This is a genomic window from Lampropedia aestuarii, from assembly GCF_004803635.1.
GTDB lineage: Bacteria > Pseudomonadota > Gammaproteobacteria > Burkholderiales > Burkholderiaceae_C > Lampropedia > Lampropedia aestuarii.
This window is the reverse complement of sequence record NZ_SSWX01000020.1, coordinates 40,269-58,181: the sequence shown is the minus strand read 5'-3', so window position 1 is coordinate 58,181 and position 17,913 is coordinate 40,269. Positions and strand designations below refer to the sequence as shown.

Below are 17,913 nucleotides of genomic sequence, written 5' to 3'. Positions count from 1 at the left end.
ATGGCTGGCGCTCTTTCGCATATTCGCGTACTCGATCTCTCACGCATTCTGGCCGGGCCATGGGCTGGCCAGTTATTGGCCGATATGGGGGCCGATGTCATCAAGGTCGAGCGCCCAGGCGAGGGCGATGACACCCGCCGCTGGGGACCACCCTGGATCAAGGACGAGGCCGGCGAGCCCACTGACATTGCCTCGTATTTCCTGTGCGCCAACCGCAACAAGCGCTCGATCACTGTGGACATCACCCAGCCAGAAGGCCAGGCGCTGATCCATCGTTTGGTCAAGCAGTCCGACGTGGTGCTGGAAAACTACAAAGTCGGTGGTCTGAAAAAATACGGACTGGACTATGCGTCACTGGCGGCGATCAATCCGCGCCTGGTGTATTGCTCGATCACCGGTTTTGGCCAGACTGGCCCGTATGCGCCGCGTGCCGGCTATGACTTTTTGATTCAGGGGCTGGGCGGTTTGATGAGTGTCACCGGCCGCCCAGACGGTGAGCCTGGCGCTGGACCGATGAAAGCGGGTGTGGCGCTGACCGATATTTTGACCGGCTTGTATGCCAGCAATGCGGTGCTGGCCGCCCTGTCCTGGCGCGAGCAAAGCGGCCTGGGTCAGCACATCGACATGGCACTGCTGGACGTGCAGGTTGCCTGCCTGGCCAACCAGGCCTTGGGCTATCTGGCCACTGGCGAGAATCCGCAGCGTCTTGGCAACTCCCACCCCAGCATCGTGCCGTACCAGGATTTTCCCACTGCCGACGGCTATATGATTTTGGCGATTGGCAACGACGGCCAATTCCAGCGCTTTTGTGCTGAGGCAGGGCAGGCTGAGCTGGCCCACGACGCGCGCTTTAGCACCAACGCGCTGCGGGTACAGCACCGCCAGGAGCTCGTGCCCTTGCTGCGCCAGCTCACCGTGCAACGCAGCACCGCAGAGTGGATTGCCGCTTTGGAAGCCAAGGCCGTGCCTTGTGGGCCTATCAACCAGCTCTCAGAAGTGTTTGCCGACCCGCAAGTGCAAGCCCGTGGCATGCAGCTGAGCATGCCGCACCCCACCAGTGGCCAAGTGCCACAGGTGGCCTGTCCGATCAAAATGTCAGCCACCCCGGTGGAAAACCGCCGCGCGCCGCCCACTGTGGGCCAGCACACCGATGAAGTGCTGCAGGAGTTGGGTTTGGGCGCTGAGGGCATTGCCCAGTTGCGCAGCCAGGGTGTGGTTTAGCCGTCGGATTTGCGTGCGAACTGCGAACTGCGTACTGCGTGCTGCAAGCGCAATCAGCGCCCTTGTTCAGGATTGCGCAGGCCGTAATCGGCGTCTTTCCAGGCTTTGGGCATGCCGGTATTGGCCACGGCCTGCATCAGCGAGGGCATCATCGTATCGCCGTGGGTCAAGTCGGGCCACAAATGGAACTGTGCCTTCAGGCCTGGCCATTGCAGGTCGTTCAGCTCTTGGGCCATCTCGCGTGCGCGGGTGATTTGCAGCCGCACCGTGTGGCGCTGGCCGGTCGTCGGTGCATTGGCCGGGCGCGCTTCGCTGCTGGGCTCTTCGAGCGAGCCAGCATACAAAAACACATTCGCATGCGCGGCGCTGTCAGCATGGGCCTCGGTCGGCGCTTGGGCAAACAGCGCCGCATCATGGGCGATGAACTGTGCTTGCTCTTGCAGTAAATAGGTGTCGTGCCACCAGATCGAGGGACTGGCTGCGTAGTAGTTTGTGAACAAGCGTGGCCTTGTGAACAAGGTGTGCAACACAAACAAGCCGCTGAGCGAGTGGCCAAACAGCCCCAGCTTGTTGCGGTTCAGTGGCAGGCGCTCGGCCCAGTCGGCCAGCAGGACTTTGTCTAGAAACTCCAGCAAATGGTCGGCGCCGCCTTCAGGCGCTTGCACGCCCGGTGCTGGCGGCGTGTAGTCGCGGCGGCGGTTCATCGGGTCAAACAAGGCATCGCCTGGGTGGCCAATGCCGATGATAATGCTGGGCTCGCCGCGCACATAGGCCGGGCGTGTTTGCTGCAGCCTGGACCATTGCGCCGCTAGCGGGAAGATCGCATTGCCATCGAGCACGACCAGCGCAGGGTAGCCTTCGGCCGGTGGTGGGCTTTCTGGCATTTGTAACCAGACACGCCAGATATGGCCTGAATGAGGATCTTCCCAGTCGAGCCAGCCCGACAAAGGCATGCGGGTCGGGTGCATCGGGTGTTCGGCAATGGTCGGAGGTGTTTGGTGCATGGTGGTGGAGCAAGCAGCGAGCCACCAGCTGGCGCTGGCAGCCACTAGGCTGTGCTGTAGAAAGCGGCGGCGCGCTGGTGCCAAAGTCGCAGAGCGCGGAGGAGCAAGGCGTAAGGGCATGGCGATAGGAGGGCACAGGCAAACAAGCATGGCGCTGCTTTAAGAGCCTGTTCAAAGTCTCGGCGCAGTCGCGCAAGGCACAAAAAAGAGGCAGTGCAAGGCGCCTGTTGCAGCGCATACGTCTGTATGAGCAAAACGGGCAACGCCGCAATGCGCTTTTTTGTGCCTTGCCCTTCGGGTTGGAGCCCAAAAGGCACGCTGCTTTGTTAAAAATCCTCGCCGGGCAGATAGCCCGACTGCGGTTTTTGCCGCGCATCGTATCCTTTTGGGCTCCAACGCGGTCTGCGTGGAGACTTTGAACAGGCTCTAAGCGTCTGCGTGTTTGCAGCATGTACTGCTGGGTTGGTTACAGCTGAAAGTCGTAGCCGATCGTCAGCGGTGCGTGATCGGAGAATTTTTCAGCCTTGTATATCTGCTCGCTACGTGCCAAGTGGGCAATGGCTGGCGTAGCCAGATGATAGTCCAAACGCCAGCCCACGTTGTTCGCATAGGCTTGGCCTCGATTGCTCCACCAGGTGTAGCAGGCATCGGTGGTGTCGGGCTCCAGGTGGCGATAGACATCGACCAGCGGGATGCGCTCTTGCTCGGTGTTGGATAACAAATGCGTCATCCAGTCGCGCTCTTCGGGCAAAAAGCCACTGTTCTTCTGGTTGCTGCGCCAGTTCTTCAAGTCGATGTTCTGGTGGGCGATGTTGATGTCGCCGCACAAAATGAATTCACGCTCGCGTTGCAAGGCGTTCAGGTAGGGCAAAAAGCCAGCCAAGAAACGGAATTTGGCGGCCTGGCGCTCTTCGCCTGAAGAGCCACTGGGAAAATAAGCGCTGATGATGGAGAGCTTGCGCGCCGGGCTGTCAAAGCGCAGCTCGATGTAGCGGCCTTCGTCGTCAAACTCGCCCTTGTCCCAGCCGTAAATGACCTCGCTGGGCGCATGGCGCGTGTATACCCCTACACCGGAATAGCCTTTTTTCTGTGCGAGGTGGAAATAGCCTTGCATGCCAGCCAATTGCGTCAGCTGGGCTTTTTCAAGATCGGGCAGTTGCGCTTTGACTTCCTGCACGCACATACAATCGGGTTTGTTTTTTTCAAGCCAAGGCACCAGCCCCTTGTTGACTGCTGATCGAATGCCGTTGAGGTTGAGGCTGGTGAGGTGAAACAATGCTTTTTGCATGGAGAGATTTATCTGATGACTGCTCAAGAGGCTGACCGCACACACACCGCTAGCAATAGCCCATCCGCAGAAGCGGCGCAGCAATTTGTGCAATTCGCCATCGAAAGTGGTGTGTTGCGGTTTGGTGAATTCACGACCAAAGCCGGTCGTTTAAGCCCGTATTTTTTCAACGCGGGCCTGTTCAATGATGGCCAGAAGTTGCTGACACTGGCCCAATTCTATGCAAATGCGATCGTGCGCAGCGGCATTGAGTTCGATGTGATCTTTGGCCCAGCCTACAAAGGCATTGTGCTGGCTGCGGCGGTGTCGATGGAATTGGCCCGTTTGGGTCGTCCCGCGCCCTATGCGTACAACCGCAAGGAAGCCAAAGACCATGGCGAAGGCGGCATGCTGGTGGGGGCGCCCCTGAAAGGGCGCGTACTGATTGTTGACGATGTGATCTCTGCGGGCACGGCCGTGCGTGAAGCGATGGCGATTATCCGCTCGGCAGGCGCAACACCCCATGCGCTGGCCATTGCCCTGGATCGCCAAGAGATGGCCACTGAAAACGGCCAGGATGTGCCGCACAGCGCAGTGCAGCTGGTGCAAGACCAATTGGGCTTGCAGGTTTGCGCGATTGCCAATTTGAGTGCCATTTTGGGGTATTTGTCACACTCCAGCACATCAGATGACTCCGCCGCTAGCCAGCTGGAGCAATACCATGGCAAAGTACAGGCTTACAGGGAACGTTACGGCGTGTAAGGTTGCCGCTTGTATTTGAAGCTGGGGCTGCACCATCTGCGCTGCGGCCATTCATCCAGCATGCGCTGCCAACGCCTTGCCCCCAGCGTGTCACGAATGGCGCCATAGTGCTGCATATGGCCGTTATGGGCCATGCGTCTGCTGTTTACCGACTGTGTTTCTGAACAAGGTTGTATGAAGAAAGTCATGTATGCAATGAAAATCACCTGTGTGTCAGGGGCCTTGCTGGCGCTGATGGCGGGCAGTATGGCGCAAGAGCGCGCGAAGATTTTCACCTGCGTTGATGGCAATGGCCGCACCTTGACTTCAGACCGCCCAATTCCGCAATGCAATGACCGGCCCCAGCGCATTTTGGATGGCGTGACCGGCCATCTGCAAGGTGTGCGGCAGCCCAGCTATACCCAGGCCGAGCGCGATGCCATGGAGCGTGAAAAAGCCCGCGAGCAAGCCCGAGTGCGTGCAGCCAATGAAAAGCGCCAATATGAGCGCGGTTTACTGATTCGTTATCCGAATGAGGCAGCACACCGCGCTGCGCGTGAGAGTGCCAAAGAAACCTTGCTCGGCGTGATCAGCGCAGCGCAAGTGCGCTCGGCCCAACTGGTTGAGCAAAAAAACAAGCTGGACCGTGAATTGGAGTTTTACGGCAACGACATCGCCAAGGCCCCGGCATCGCTCAAGCGCCAGTTTGAGCACAATGCACGAGAAATTCAGGAGCAGGCCACTTTTGTTGAGGGCAAGCAGGCAGAGATCGAGCGCATTGAGCGCCATTTTGATGCGGAGTTGCTTGAACTCAAAAGGCTGTGGGAGTAGTGAGGCTGCAGTTGTCTGGAGGCTGCCGCCCCAGACAAGCAACGCAGGCACAACAAAAAAGGACGCATAGCGCCCTTTTTTTGTGGTGTGTCGCTCGCTCATACCAGTTGCCTGGCTTGCAAGCAGGTGCGCTTCACTCAGCGCTGGCTTGGCTGCTTGTGTCAGCTGCCGCTTGCTGCTCTTTCAAGCGCTCTTGGTGCAGCCGTGCGCGCGCCAACATCAAGCCTGCTTCTTGCACAGTCAGGCCATACATCTCAGCAAACGCCGATACGCTGGAGCCACTGGCTTCAAACGCATGCAGCATGGCTTCATCGCGAGCCTGCTGCTCGGTGGCGATTTTGACCACCTGGGCCAGTGTGGCCTGCACTGTGGCATCGCGGGTGTGCACGCTTTCTTGGTAGGCTGCAGCGCGCAGGCCGGATTGCTCGATCGCTTTGCCTAAGCGGTGCTCCAGCCATTGCTGCGCTTGCTCCAACAGGGCAGGTTTTTGCGATTCTTCAGCGCGGTCGGCATGGCGCAATTTGCGCCGGTACAACTCGGTCAGCGCGTGAAATGCGTGCTCCACGGCCATCGGCTCAACCGCCTGGCCTTGCAAATCGTGGCGTGCACGGGCATTCGAAACTGCTTGCAAATAGCGGGTTGAACGCGTGTGAATCGCCAAACCTTGCTTGAGCTCTTCGACCTCCCATTCGGGGTGGGCGCTGGTGATGTCTTCAAAAATACCACGCTTGAGCGGCAGCGGCTGCGCGCCAAACAGCGCAGGGTGCAATTGCGCCAGACGCTCCAGTACCGGATGTGCAGGCTTGAATGGGGCAGCAGGCTTGCGGCCATTGGACGCGCCGCGAGCTTGGTTGGCATTCGGCTTGCGCGGTTTGCGGCGATCCGAAGTGGCGGGGGATTGGGACATGAAAAAGACGCAAAAATCTAGTAATAATAGCCACTGCTTGCAGCGCGCAGCACAACTGCGCACCCAAAAGTGCAGTAGCGAAACCACCCATCATGCCACTGAATTTGTTGCTTTGGCAAATGCCGCAGCGTCATGCTCTGTCAGCCAATCGTGGCTGCGCTGGGCAGGGGGTGTTGCCAGGCCGCATTTTATGGTCTTTTGCAGCAGGAGTCTGTGCCAATAAGTGCCAACAGGTGCCAACAGGTGCCTGCAGTGAGGTCTGCCTGCCAGGCTGTTGTGGCAAGCCATCACGCGCATGTTGCAGTAGAAGACAGTGCGCCAAGTTCGGTGCAGCACAGCGGCAGCTAGTGGCTGGCAGCAAGGGCTGCGAGTGCGCTGAGCGCACTCTCAATTGGCGCGTCCAGTTTGTACGAGGCCAGTGCATCCGCCCGGGTCATGCCTTGGTTGATGATGGCAATGGGCTTGCCCAGTTTGGCCGCCAGTACCGCATAGCGGTAGCTGGACTGCACCATCAGCGAGGTACCCAACACCAACAGCCCGCCAGCGGCATGCATGGCTGCGGTGGCCCGCTGGTGGCGCTCGGGTGGCACGTGCTCGCCGTAAAACACCACATCAGGCTTCACAATGCCGCTGCATTGTGGGCAGGGCGGCACCTGAAACTGGCTGAAATCCACCCCTTCCAGATCCGCATCACCATCAGGTGCCATTGGCGCTTGCGCATCCAGCCAGCCCGGGTTGCGGCCCTGCAGCATGCCTTGAAAGTCCTGGCGCGAGAGGCGCCAGCCGCACTGCATGCAACGCACCTGGTCCAAACGGCCATGCAAATCCACCACCGCCGTGCTGCCTGCTCGTGCAAACCGTCGACATTCTGCGTCACCACCACATCGAGCAGGTGCTGGGTTTGCAATTGCGCCACTGCAAAGTGGCCCGCATTGGGATGCACCTGATGAAAAAAGCGCCAGCCGACCATGCTGCGCGCCCAGTAGCGTGCACGCACCTCGGCTTGCTGCATAAAAGGCTGAAAGTAAATCGGCTGTGGCCGCTTCCATTGGCCGTTGGCATCGCGGTAATCAGGAATGCCGGAGGCCGTGCTCATGCCCGCGCCGGTCAAAGCCATCCACGCCGGGCCTTGGTCCATCAGGCCGCTGAGCTGGGTCAGAAAAGGAGCCATGAGGGAGAGTGCATCCTAGCTAGGTTGGTTGATGCTTGGGGATGGCTACAACGCGGGCTGCGAAAAGATCGTAAACAGGCTCTCAAACTCAGCATTTAATCCCGACATGCAAGGCGGCAATGCCAGCAGTCAGGTTGTGGTAGTCCACATGGCCAAAGCCGGCGCTGTGCATCATCGTTTTGAGCGTGGCCTGGTCTGGGTGCATGCGAATCGACTCGGCCAGATAACGGTAGCTGTCAGCATCACCAGCAATGGCCTGACCCAGGCGCGGCAGGATATTGAACGAATACCAGTCATACGGCTTGCGCAGTGGTGGCGCGACCTGCGAGAACTCCAGCACCAGCAACTTGCCACCGGGTTTGAGCACGCGTTGCATCTCTGCCAGGGCCTGGTCTTTGTGCGTCATATTGCGCAGGCCAAAGGCCACGCTGACCACATCAAAATAATTGTCCTGAAATGGCAGCTTCTCGGCGTCGCACACCATGGTCGGCAACACCAAGCCGTGGTTCAGCAAGCGGTTGCGGCCTGTGCGCAGCATGGCCTCGTTGATGTCGGTGTGGCACACGATGCCAGTGGGCCCCACCTTTTTGGCAAACGCCTTGGCCAAATCGCCTGTGCCACCGGCAATATCCAACGCCTTCTGGCCTGGGCGCAAGTTGGCCACCATCACGGTGTAGGCCTTCCAAGCACGGTGCAGGCCAGCCGACATCAAATCATTCATGATGTCGTACTTGGGGGCGACCGAGTCAAAGACCTGGCGTACTTTGCCGGCCTTTTCCTCTTCGTTGACGGTATCAAAGCCAAAATGGGTTTTATTCATAGCGCATCAGGCCCGCGAGGGCGTGGAAATCAAATCAGAAGCACGGGCGTGCAGCCCATGCAGAAAGCACACTGTAGCCGCTATTGTGCATGAGTGACTAAATGCTGCTACATAGATACTAATGGTAGGAGTAGGGGCCATGCGCAGGCGGATCTAGGATCTATTACGTTGCGTCCAACTCTGCCAGCTTTCTGCCATGTGTTTGTGGCAGTTGATGTGACATTTTTTCGACAGAATGTGCCGCTTGGATACAAGAAACCGATGTGGCAAAAGAAACTTCGAGCGGTGCATGGTGGTCAGCCAATAGTAAATAGCGAGCCTAAATTAAGAGGTGATCGCCTGGCTGCTCAGCATGCAATGCAAGCCATTGCATGCTGAAAAAAATGACACTGTGCCTAGCAAAAAATAGGTTGGGCGCTATAAATTAACTTGCATTACCGCCCAGATGCACATAGACTTGCGCCCAGAATGGCATGGGTTAACGCGCGCGAAGCGAAGTGTGTTGTTTTTTTGGAAAAAACGCTCAATTTCCGTTTGCGTAGCCATTTCGGCGATAAGTCTTCGTGCTACGATGCCGCAGCGTGATTGAAACTTGGTCGTTACGCATTCAAACCTCTTCATTTTTGGAGTTTCCTCATGAAAAAAAATGTTTTCGCATTGAGCGTTGCAGCAGCCCTGGCAGTTCTGGCCGGTTCTGCTTCCGCGCAATCAGTTTCTGCTGTTCCGGGAGCTAATCAAGTTGCTGCAACAGAATTTGCAATCAACGCCGGTGGTGTGGGTCACATCCAATTGGTTCCTTACTACACCGTTCAAAACAGCAACAACACATTGCTGAACGTTGTCAACACAGACACCGTAAACGGTAAAGCCGTTAAAGTGCGTTTCCGTGGCGCTCGTAACTCCGACGACGTGTTTGACTTCTACCTGTTGTTGTCCCCAGGTGACGTATGGCGTTCACGCGTGTACAAAGATGAAGCCGGTAACACACGCTTGGATCTGAACGGCGACACAACTTGCACATACCCTAACAATGAAGTTGTGCAAAGCACAGCATTCCCAGTTGGTCGCGTATTCGATAACCTGGTGTCTGAAACACGCGAAGGTTATGTCGAAATCCTGACTGCTGCTGATATTCCTCCAAACAGTGATAAAGAATCGCTGTACACAGCTATTAAGCACGTCAATGGCGTGGCTCCTTGCTACTCCAAGACAGAAGCGATCAACGACGCATTTGCTACTCCGTTGACTACTGCAGGTGAAGTGACTGCTGCAGGCTTCGGCTTCCCAACCACTGGCTTGATCGCTAACTGGGCTGTGATGGATGTTGCAACTGGTTCTACAGCCAGCGGCAATGCAACTGCTTTGCAAGCTGTTGATACTAACGGTGTTGCTGGTGTCGGTAACTTTGTTGTTGCTCCACAAAACGCTGTTGCTGTGAGCGCTGCTTGGATTACTGATGGTACAGCTGATCCATTGTTCACAGGTGCTGATCCTGCGATCGAAGCCGCTTACTACGACTTCCCAGATCTGTCGACTCCTTACTTGACTGGTGCAAATACACCGTCAGATCAAGCCAATCACGTTTCTGCCGCTTTGGCAGTTTCTGAAATCATCAACGAATTCACAACTGGTGAAGCTGGTTTCAAAACTGACTGGGTATTCTCTCTGCCAACACGTCGTTATGGCGTAGCAATTGATTACGCAGCGGAAGATTCACGTGGCAATGTAGTTGGCGACATCGTATTCAACGACGATAGCGATTACTTCGCACCTGCTAACTCTAAATTGAACCGTGCAAATGGTATCCCATCTGTTCAAATCACTTTGAATGGTACTTACTGGGATAAAGAAGAAGGCATGAGCGCTGTCGATAACGGCGCTGTGATTTCTCCTAGCACTCCAGCTGGTCTGCCATACATTTCTGGTGAAGTGAACGTGTTCACATTCAACGGTAATGCTCCTGACTCCATCTTGGGTGGTACAATCGCTTACAACAACATTGCTCCTCAAGTTAAAGGTGCAGCTGTTGAGTCTGGTTGGGCTAAATTCAAGCTGGCAGCAGCTAATGGTACTGGCGGTACCAAAGGTACAGGCCTGCCAGTGATCGGCTTTGCTACTATGACCGCTGGTAACGGCATTAACCTGACATACGCACACCGCTTCAACAAGTAATTGTGGGCAGTTGACCGATGTCAACAAGGCATTTGGCTAAGGCCAGGTGCTAATCAAAAGCAGACCTTAGGGTCTGCTTTTTTTGTATCTGTATTGACTGGGCAAGCTGTTGCAGCATGATGCACTTGTCAGCCGATACACTGGGCCGGAACTTAGTTGGCGCAGAGGACTCAGTGGAAGTTTGCGCGATAAGCGTTACTACGCATGCCGTTCAATGCGAAACATTCAAAGGATTTATAAAATGATGCACAACTGTTTAAATGCCTACGTGGCAAGCATGGCAAAACCCTTGATTTCAGGTGCTGCAGTTTGCGCGGCGCTGGCCTTGGGCACAGCTGCGCAGGCGCAGGTATTGGTCCACGGCGCAGGTGAGCAGCCGGTAGAAATCACCGTACTGGATTTACAAGCGGATGCAGCACGCTTAGACCCGACCAGCCGCACATTTGCATTGTCAGAAAAAGCACGCATTGAAGGCGCAGCCCGTGGCTTGCTAGTGCGCTCTAGCTTGGCACAGCAGGCGAAAGCCAGTGGCTTGGACCAATCGCCTGTAGCGCAAAAGCGTTTGGAGCAGGCGCAGCAAACCGTGTTGATGGAATTGTTGATGGAAGAGGCTGCGCAACAGGCGCTGCCCTCAGAGGCCGATTTGCTGAAATACGCACAAACCGTGTATAAAAATGAGCAAAGCAGTTTCACGACCCAAGGCGAGCTGGCTGCCAGCCATATTCTGATTGCTGGCGATAGCGCTGCTTCCAAAGAAAAGATTGATGCCTTGTATGCACTGATTCAATCGGGCTCTGATTTCGGCGATCTGGCATTCAAGGAATCCCAAGACCCAGCCAGTGCGGCCCAGCATGGCTCTTTGGGATATTTTCCTGAGGGCAAAATGATTCCAGAGTTTGAGGCAGAACTCAAAACCCTGAAGCAAGGCGAAATCTCAAAGCCGTTTAAAACCGCGTATGGCTGGCATATTGCGCGCCTAGATGGCGCCCATGCCAAAGGCCAGTTGTCGTTTGATGATGTCAAAGAGCGCTTGATGGACGAGGCTAAAAACCGCATCATCAAAGAGCGCCGCGATGCCTTGGTGCAAGCTGTGTTAGACCATGCGGTGGTCAATCAGGAGGCCATTGCCGCAATCGCAGAAGATAACCAAGCCAAGGCTAAGGCCGCAGCCAAGCCCTAAGGCCATTCACAGATGAAGAAAAGCCCCAAGGAGCAAGAGTCATGCTTGCTCCTTGGGGCTTTTGCATTGGACTGTAGATGCCGACAACCCATCTAAAGCGCAGCGAGGTGTGCGATCTCCTGCTGAGGCGACACTGATGGCCCTTACAAGCGCTTGACCAACACCTTGCTCTTGCGGCTCCAGTTGTACTTGTCCTTGCGCGCTTGCGGCAGCCATTCGGGGTCGACCACTTCAAAGCCACGTTTGATGAACCAGTGCATGGTGCGGGTGGTGAGGCAGAAGATGCTGGTCATGCCCATGCTGCGCGCTCGTTGCTCGATGCGCTTGAGCAGCTTTTCGCCGTCGCCCTGGCCTTGCGAGTGGGGCGAGACGGTGACAGCGGCCATTTCGCCGGTGCTTTTTTCCAGGTACGGATAGAGCGCCGCGCAGCCAAAGATCACGCCGTCGTGCTCGACAATCGTGTAGTTGTTGATGTCGCGCTCAATCTCGGTGCGGCTGCGTTTGACCAGGGTGCCGTCGTTTTCAAATGGTTCAATCAGCTGCAAGATGCCACCGACATCGTCCGCCGTGGCCTGGCGAACCTCTTCCAGCCGCTCGTCGACCACCATTGTGCCAATCCCATCGTGCACATAGATTTCCAGCAGCAGCGAGCCATCGACCGAGAACGGAATGATGTGGCTGCGCTCCACCCCGCCTTCGCAGGCCTTGATGCAGTATTTGAGGTAAAAGCCGGTGTCGGTCGGCTCTTCTGCCTCAGGGGCTTGCTTGAAGATGTTTTTGGCGTCCGCCAAGGTCATCTCGGTGATGATCGGGTTGTCTTCGCCAGGCGCTTGTTCAGGTTGCTTGCGAATGCCTGGCACCTCGCAGACGTACAGCAGCTTGTCGGCCTTGAGTGCAATCGCAATTGAGCTGGCGACTTCTTCCATCGACAAATTGAAGGCCTCGCCGGTGGGCGAGGAGCCAAATGGCGAGAGCAGCACAACCGAGTCATTCTCCAGCGAGTGGTGAATACCATCGGCATCGACTTTGCGCACTTTGCCGGTGTGCTGGAAGTCCACGCCGTCCAAAATGCCCATCGGTCTGGCGGTGATGAAGTTGCCCGAAATCACGCGGATTTTCGAGCCTGCCATGGGGGTGTTGGGCAGGCCCTGGCTGAAGCAGGCTTCGATTTCAAAGCGCAACTGACCCGCGGCCTCTTGCGCCGCATCCAGCGCGGCGGGATCGGTGATGCGGTTGCCTTTGTAGTACTGGGGTTGCAGGCCTTTGGCCAGCAACTGCTCATTGACCTGTGGGCGAAAGCCGTGCACCAGCACAATTTTGACACCCATGCTGTGCACCAGCGCCAGGTCTTGCACGATGTTTTCCAGCTTGCCTGCGGCAATGGCTTCACCGCAAATGCCCACCACAAAGGTTTGGTGTCGGAACTTGTGGATATAGGGCGCCACCGAGCGAAACCAGGGAACAAAGGTGAAGTTGAAAACAGCGGACATGGCAATCGAGGAAAAAGGCGGTGAACAGTGCGGCTGGGGTCTGCGCTATGCTTAGCGCTGCGTCATGCCGTGTTGCTGAGACCATGGTGATTGCAGCAGCAAGGGGTTGCAGCACTTGTCTGGCTGGCGCATTCACTACATGCGGATTGTCGGAGATTTATGGCCACAGTACCAAGAAAATCATGCGTTTTTTGATGCCGTGCACGTAGGCGCCAGGGCCGTAGTTCGCTTTTGCCTTGTGGGCGCGCCCTCGCGGGGGCCTGTGAGCCGCTCTTGTTACCTGAGGCTGGTGTCGACTATGCGTTTTTCCAGCGCCAGGTATTCCTGCGATTGCATTTCGTTCAGGCGTGAGACCGTGCGCGGGAATTCGTGTGCCAGTGGCCCTTGCTGGTAGAGCTGCTCAGGCGACACTGCAGCCGAGACGATGAGTTTGACGCAGCGGTCATACAGCACATCGACCAGCAGCGTAAAGCGCCGCGCTTCTGAGGCCAAATTGGGCGACATTTGCGGAATGTCCGAGACCATCACCGTGTGAAACTGGTTGGCAATTTCCAGGTAGTCGTTTTGTGAACGTGGCCCACCGCACAGCTCTTTGAAGTCAAACCAGATCACGCCTCCGGCACGCCGCTTAGCAGTGATGCTGCGCGATTCAATCCGCATCACTGGCTCTTCGTCGGCAATTTCGGCCAGGCTGTCAAACGCCTGCGTCATGGCAGCATCAGCTGTTGGGCCATTCGGGCAGTGGTAGAGCTCGACATGGTGCAGCGTGCGGCGGCGGTAGTCGGTGCCGTTGTCGACGTTGACCACTTCCATGCGTGCATTGAGCAAGGCAATCGCAGGCAGAATGCGGTCGCGGTGCAAGCCGTTCGGGTAGAGCTCGTCGGGTTTGAAGTTCGAGGTGGTAATAAAGCCCACGCCGTTGTCAAACAAGGCCACCAATAAGCGATGGAGAATCATCGCATCGGTGATGTCGGCGACGTGGAATTCATCAAAGCAAATGAGTTTGTAGCGCTTGGCAATCTGTGCGCCCAGTTTGTCCAGCGGGTCCTGCGTGCCTTGCATGGCATGCAGTTCGCGGTGCACTTCGCGCATGAACTCATGAAAGTGCAGGCGCACTTTGCGCTGGATCGGCACTTCCTTGAAAAAGCACTCCATTAAAAAGCTTTTGCCACGGCCTACGCCACCGTACATGTACACGCCTTTGGGGATGTCTGGGCGGTTGACCAGTTTTTTCAGGCGGTTCGAGCGCTTGTTTTTGTATTCGGCCCACTCATTGGCACAGCGCTGCAAAGCGGCCACGGCGCGCAATTGCGCGGGGTCAGCTGTGTAGCCTTTTTCTGCCAATACGGCTTGGTAGGCGGATTCCACACTCATGCCAAATCTCATTTCTGCCTTGCGGCGGTTGCATTGCGCAGAGAAAAGCGTCTGCATGGCAATGCTAGCTGGGCGTTCTGCCTCCAGCGTGCGCAGTGATGCTGGAAGCAGGTCTTATTGTTGGGCGATCAAAGGCTCTTAGATCGTAAACACGTTCTTAGAAATCCCAGGCAAAATGCCAGCGGATACGGGCAGCCTGGGCTTTTTCCAGCACGTGCAAGAAGTCGCCCAGATCACCCAGAACCCCATCGGGGTCTTCCAGTGCATCGGGGTTTTCTTCGATCAATTCGATCACCGCATTGATCCAGGCCACGCCTTCGGCCGCGTCCCACCAGTCGGCTGCTTCCTCGGCGCTGTCCTGCGCCCAGGGATCTTCGTCGTCTTCATTGGCATCGCGCCGGTCGTCGGAGAAGCCATCGAGCTCGCTTTCGCTTTGGCCAACGAACGAGTCCAGCGGCTCCAGGCCTTCTTGCTCACACAAGTCATTGAGTTCGTCGGCAGCACTGGCCAATGCCTTGCCATCGACAAAAGTGTCAAAGCCGGGCTCGGGGTGGTCCAGCACGATATACATGGCCAATGACATGGGGCGCTCCTTCTAAAACGTCAAGTAAGTGCTTTTAAGCATGTGCACATGGTGTGCGCATGGGTGAGAAAGACGGCTATTGTCCCATAGCCAAGCGGCCATGGCGGGCTGCACATTACTGCATCAACGCGCGGTGCTCCAGCATGTAGAGAATGTCTTTCAGGTTCTCGGGCGTCACATGGATGACGCCTTTGCCAGGCGCGTCAATCTCGGCAATCATGAACAGGGTCAATGCAGTCACGGCAGGCATAAAGAACAACAGGCGGTTGCGACCACTTTTGCCCCGGATGTTGTTGCCGATCAGGTAGTTCGAACACAAGCCAAAGATCACCAAGATGGTCCAGGCTGCAATCGGTATTTGGTGGCGCCAACTGGCCACCGTTTTTTGTTGGCTGACGTAGAGTTCACTGCTGACCGTGAGTGCCTTGGCGATCACAGGGTCTGGTTGGCGTTGGGCCAACTGGCTAATGAATTCCCACATTGTCGTTTGCACCTGCATGGATTCAAGGCGCAGTTGTGCGCGTTGCTGGTCGTTGCTGGCTTCAAAGAAGGCAATGCGCAAACGCAAATAGTCTTGCAGCATGGCCTCTGCCGGCGCCTGGTAGCGCTCTTGCAGCAAGCTGGTGTGCTGGAAGGCATTGCCAATGGCTGTGGCTTCGTTTTCTTCAGCCGCAACACGGCTGTTGTAGCCGTTGATTGCCACGCTCACCAAAAAGCCCACCAACAAACCAAACAAGGACAGGGTCGCACCCAGCACAATCTGCAGCTCGGCAGCGGTGGATGAGTCGTGCTGGTGTCTGCTGCCCCAGCTGAATTTACCAAGACAGGCGGCCAGGCTCAGGCCAGCAAAAATACAGACCAAAACGATCCAAGAATAGCCATCAATCGCGCCGAAAAATTCTTGCAACATGCATTTCCTTCAACTCTGACACCATGTGACTTGCCTACGCGGTTGATTGCTTGGGCCATGGCATGCCATGCCGCGTGGGTGCTGCCTATGATAGTGCGAGAAGTGCGTGTGTTGGCCCAGAGATGGAGGGCTATCGGCGCGTGGCAACAGCCAAGAGTCAAAAACCAGCGCATGATCGCTCTGCAGTCGCGCAAGGCTCAAACAACGAAGCTGTTCAAGGCGGCCAGGGAGCATGACATGCACTGCATGACCGCCGCCGAGCCATCAAGCGATGGTGTAAGCCGTTTTGACGGTGGTGTAAAACTCCTGCGCGTAGTGGCCTTGCTCGCGCGGGCCATAGCTAGAGCCTTTGCGTCCGCCAAACGGTACGTGGTAGTCGACCCCGGCTGTGGGCAGGTTCACCATCACCATGCCCGCTTGGCTGTGGCGTTTAAAGTGCGTGGCGTACTTCAGACTGGTGGTTGCAATGCCTGCTGAGAGGCCAAACACCGTGTCGTTGGCCGCTGCCAAGGCGCTTTCATAGTCTTTGACGCGCATCACACTGGCCACTGGGCCAAATACTTCTTCGCGGTTGATGCGCATGGCCTGGTGCGTGTCGGTGAGCAGCGCTGGTGCCATGAAGTAGCCTTTATCGCCACTGCCGCTGTGGCAGTTCACCCGCTGGCCGCCGCTGAGTAATTTGCCACCTTCTTCGCGGGCAATCGTCACATACGACAGGTCTTGCTCGAGCTGCGCTTGGCTGACCACTGGTCCAATGTCGGTGTCTTTGGCCAAGGCAGAGCCGATCTTCAAATGGGCCATGCGTGCCTGCATGGCCTCAATGAAGGCCGGGTAGATTTTTTGGGTGACGATCAAGCGGCTCGCTGCTGTGCAGCGCTGGCCGGTGGAGTAGAACGCGCTTTGCACCGACAACTCGACGGCCTGGGCCAGGTTGGCGTCATCAAGCACAATTTGCGGATTCTTGCCGCCCATCTCCAATTGCAATTTTTTGCCCAGCTCGATGGCACGCAGCGCAATACCACGGCCAACGGCCCCTGAGCCAGTGAAGCTGATGGCTGCGACATCCGGGTGGTTGACCAGTGCTTCACCAATCACGCGGCCTCGGCCCATCAGGAGGTTGAAAACCCCGGCAGGAATGCCGCTGCGATGGATGATCTCAGCCAGCGCCCAGGCCGAGCCTGGTGTGAGTTCTGCGGGCTTGAACACCACGCAATTGCCATAGGCCAGGGCCGGAGCAATCTTCCAGGCCGGAATGGCCATCGGGAAGTTCCAGGGTGTGATCAGACCGACCACGCCCAAGGGCTCGCGGCTGATTTCTACGCCGACGTACGGGCGCACTGAGGGCAGGGCTTCGCCTGACAGGCGCAGGCATTCGCCAGCAAAAAACTTGAAAATCTGACCGGCGCGCATGACCTCGGCGACGGCCTCGGAGCGTGTTTTGCCTTCTTCTCTGGCCAGCAGTTCACCCAATTCGTCTTTGCGACTCAGGATTTCATGGCCGATCTTGTCCAGCGCGTCGTGGCGTGCCTGGATGCAGGAGTGGGACCAACTGGCAAAAGCGTCTTTGGCGCAGGCCACGGCCGTTTGCACGTCGCTGGCGTCGCCTTGCGCGTAGTCGCCAATGACATCGGCCAAATTGCTGGGGTTGATATTGGAGCTGGTGCTGTGGCCTGCACGCCACTGGCCCCCGATGAGGTTGTGGTAGTTAGACATAAATTAATACGCAGTCAAAGTAATAAAAAAGAAATTCAATCGATCACAAGCCATGTTCGCACCATCTGAAAAGATAGCAATAGGCATTTGTTTGAATATGCATGTCACTTTTTAAACAATGTGACCAGCCGAAACAAAACGCGGCCAAGCGCAAGCAGCAAGACAGCATGGCTGCTGCGTTTTTTGTGTCTTGCGCGAATGCGTGGCGATTTTGAACAGGCTCTAAGCTGGGTGGTTGAGCATACCGGAGGCCAGACCGCTTCTTCCACCTCACCGTTTTGCTGACAATCGCGTCAATGCGGCGCATATCGACCGTGAGCTCGGCCGGTTTGAAGGGCCACCCACCTAGTATCAACGCAGCATTGGCGGGATAGGATAACGCCGGTATCAACGAGATCATGCAGCGCAATGCCAGCAAGCTCCAAAGCCTGGATATTGCGCCTGAAGCGTTGCGTGAGCGCGTAGCCGTAACCAGAGACAGGGGCTTTGCCTGTGTGCCTGTAGGCGTCGCGCCCTATATCCATGCCTT

14 protein-coding genes and 1 pseudogene are annotated in these 17,913 nt (G+C 56.6%); 5 read left to right on the top strand and 10 right to left on the bottom strand.

The window, feature by feature from the left end; all coding sequences use genetic code 11:
- Window positions 1–1,221 carry a CaiB/BaiF CoA transferase family protein gene (locus E8K88_RS14125; protein ID WP_136407321.1) on the top strand — a complete coding sequence of 407 codons (1,221 nt, stop codon included), beginning with the start codon at window positions 1–3 and terminating at the stop codon, window positions 1,219–1,221.
- A 53-nt stretch (window positions 1,222–1,274) separates the two neighbouring features.
- Here the strand turns inward: E8K88_RS14125 and E8K88_RS14120 are convergent, their stop codons facing one another.
- Together E8K88_RS14120 and E8K88_RS14115 are read right to left on the bottom strand one after the other, a co-directional pair.
- Complete coding sequence (locus E8K88_RS14120; protein WP_168797335.1) at window positions 1,275–2,225, bottom strand: alpha/beta hydrolase; 951 nt, start codon at window positions 2,223–2,225, stop codon at window positions 1,275–1,277.
- 466 nt (window positions 2,226–2,691) lie between these two features.
- Window positions 2,692–3,501, bottom strand: a complete 810-nt coding sequence (locus tag E8K88_RS14115; protein ID WP_136407339.1) for an exodeoxyribonuclease III — start codon at window positions 3,499–3,501, stop codon at window positions 2,692–2,694.
- Between the two features lie 27 nt (window positions 3,502–3,528).
- On the opposite strand from E8K88_RS14115, the gene pyrE reads away from it, so the two are divergent.
- The gene (pyrE, locus tag E8K88_RS14110) at window positions 3,529–4,254 is read left to right on the top strand and encodes an orotate phosphoribosyltransferase (protein WP_136407319.1); all 726 of its coding nucleotides are present in this window, start codon (window positions 3,529–3,531) and stop codon (window positions 4,252–4,254) included.
- 174 nt (window positions 4,255–4,428) lie between these two features.
- The gene (locus E8K88_RS14105) at window positions 4,429–5,064 is read left to right on the top strand and encodes a DUF4124 domain-containing protein (RefSeq protein ID WP_168797334.1); all 636 of its coding nucleotides are present in this window, start codon (window positions 4,429–4,431) and stop codon (window positions 5,062–5,064) included.
- Between the two features lie 133 nt (window positions 5,065–5,197).
- On the opposite strand, the gene E8K88_RS14100 is transcribed toward E8K88_RS14105, so the two are convergent.
- The 3 genes and pseudogenes from E8K88_RS14100 to ubiE all read right to left on the bottom strand — a co-directional run bounded on the left by E8K88_RS14100 (window position 5,198) and on the right by ubiE (window position 7,962).
- The gene (locus E8K88_RS14100; protein ID WP_136407317.1) at window positions 5,198–5,971 is read right to left on the bottom strand and encodes a ProQ/FINO family protein; all 774 of its coding nucleotides are present in this window, start codon (window positions 5,969–5,971) and stop codon (window positions 5,198–5,200) included.
- Between the two features lie 344 nt (window positions 5,972–6,315).
- Window positions 6,316–7,142, bottom strand: a pseudogene (locus tag E8K88_RS14095) (NAD-dependent protein deacetylase).
- Between the two features lie 88 nt (window positions 7,143–7,230).
- Window positions 7,231–7,962 carry a bifunctional demethylmenaquinone methyltransferase/2-methoxy-6-polyprenyl-1,4-benzoquinol methylase UbiE gene (gene ubiE / locus E8K88_RS14090; protein WP_136407316.1) on the bottom strand — a complete coding sequence of 244 codons (732 nt, stop codon included), beginning with the start codon at window positions 7,960–7,962 and terminating at the stop codon, window positions 7,231–7,233.
- Window positions 7,963–8,598: 636 nt separating this feature from the next.
- On the opposite strand from ubiE, the gene E8K88_RS14085 reads away from it, so the two are divergent.
- Together E8K88_RS14085 and E8K88_RS14080 are read left to right on the top strand one after the other, a co-directional pair.
- The gene (locus tag E8K88_RS14085) at window positions 8,599–10,134 is read left to right on the top strand and encodes a cell surface protein (protein WP_136407315.1); all 1,536 of its coding nucleotides are present in this window, start codon (window positions 8,599–8,601) and stop codon (window positions 10,132–10,134) included.
- A gap of 277 nt (window positions 10,135–10,411) precedes the next feature.
- A complete protein-coding gene (locus E8K88_RS14080) occupies window positions 10,412–11,314 on the top strand; it encodes a peptidylprolyl isomerase (RefSeq protein WP_168797333.1) in 903 nt (300 codons plus the stop codon).
- A gap of 143 nt (window positions 11,315–11,457) precedes the next feature.
- Here the strand turns inward: E8K88_RS14080 and argA are convergent, their stop codons facing one another.
- From argA to E8K88_RS14055, 5 genes are all read right to left on the bottom strand, one after another.
- Window positions 11,458–12,804, bottom strand: coding sequence for an amino-acid N-acetyltransferase (gene argA / locus E8K88_RS14075; protein ID WP_136407313.1), 1,347 nt, complete (start codon window positions 12,802–12,804; stop codon window positions 11,458–11,460).
- A 276-nt stretch (window positions 12,805–13,080) separates the two neighbouring features.
- Window positions 13,081–14,178: a cell division protein ZapE gene (gene zapE, locus E8K88_RS14070; protein ID WP_136407312.1), complete on the bottom strand. Its 1,098-nt coding sequence runs from the start codon at window positions 14,176–14,178 to the stop codon at window positions 13,081–13,083.
- A 157-nt stretch (window positions 14,179–14,335) separates the two neighbouring features.
- Window positions 14,336–14,761, bottom strand: coding sequence for a hypothetical protein (locus tag E8K88_RS14065; RefSeq protein WP_136407311.1), 426 nt, complete (start codon window positions 14,759–14,761; stop codon window positions 14,336–14,338).
- 115 nt (window positions 14,762–14,876) lie between these two features.
- Window positions 14,877–15,671 carry a bestrophin-like domain gene (locus tag E8K88_RS14060; RefSeq protein WP_240754544.1) on the bottom strand — a complete coding sequence of 265 codons (795 nt, stop codon included), beginning with the start codon at window positions 15,669–15,671 and terminating at the stop codon, window positions 14,877–14,879.
- A gap of 264 nt (window positions 15,672–15,935) precedes the next feature.
- Entirely contained in the window at window positions 15,936–17,384 is a 1,449-nt protein-coding gene (locus E8K88_RS14055; protein WP_136407310.1) for an aldehyde dehydrogenase family protein, read from the bottom strand.
- Window positions 17,385–17,913 lie beyond the last annotated feature (529 nt).

Coding starts and splice junctions, on each gene's coding strand:
- zapE (WP_136407312.1), bottom strand. CDS start 14,178: ATGAGTGTGGAATCCGCCTACCAAGCCGTATTGGCAGAAAAAGGCTAC.
- E8K88_RS14055 (WP_136407310.1), bottom strand. CDS start 17,384: ATGTCTAACTACCACAACCTCATCGGGGGCCAGTGGCGTGCAGGCCAC.
- E8K88_RS14080 (WP_168797333.1), top strand. CDS start 10,412: ATGGCAAAACCCTTGATTTCAGGTGCTGCAGTTTGCGCGGCGCTGGCC.
- ubiE (WP_136407316.1), bottom strand. CDS start 7,962: ATGAATAAAACCCATTTTGGCTTTGATACCGTCAACGAAGAGGAAAAG.
- E8K88_RS14105 (WP_168797334.1), top strand. CDS start 4,429: ATGAAGAAAGTCATGTATGCAATGAAAATCACCTGTGTGTCAGGGGCC.
- E8K88_RS14100 (WP_136407317.1), bottom strand. CDS start 5,971: ATGTCCCAATCCCCCGCCACTTCGGATCGCCGCAAACCGCGCAAGCCG.
- pyrE (WP_136407319.1), top strand. CDS start 3,529: ATGACTGCTCAAGAGGCTGACCGCACACACACCGCTAGCAATAGCCCA.
- E8K88_RS14125 (WP_136407321.1), top strand. CDS start 1: ATGGCTGGCGCTCTTTCGCATATTCGCGTACTCGATCTCTCACGCATT.
- E8K88_RS14085 (WP_136407315.1), top strand. CDS start 8,599: ATGAAAAAAAATGTTTTCGCATTGAGCGTTGCAGCAGCCCTGGCAGTT.
- E8K88_RS14060 (WP_240754544.1), bottom strand. CDS start 15,671: ATGTTGCAAGAATTTTTCGGCGCGATTGATGGCTATTCTTGGATCGTT.
- argA (WP_136407313.1), bottom strand. CDS start 12,804: ATGTCCGCTGTTTTCAACTTCACCTTTGTTCCCTGGTTTCGCTCGGTG.
- E8K88_RS14120 (WP_168797335.1), bottom strand. CDS start 2,225: ATGCACCAAACACCTCCGACCATTGCCGAACACCCGATGCACCCGACC.
- E8K88_RS14065 (WP_136407311.1), bottom strand. CDS start 14,761: ATGTCATTGGCCATGTATATCGTGCTGGACCACCCCGAGCCCGGCTTT.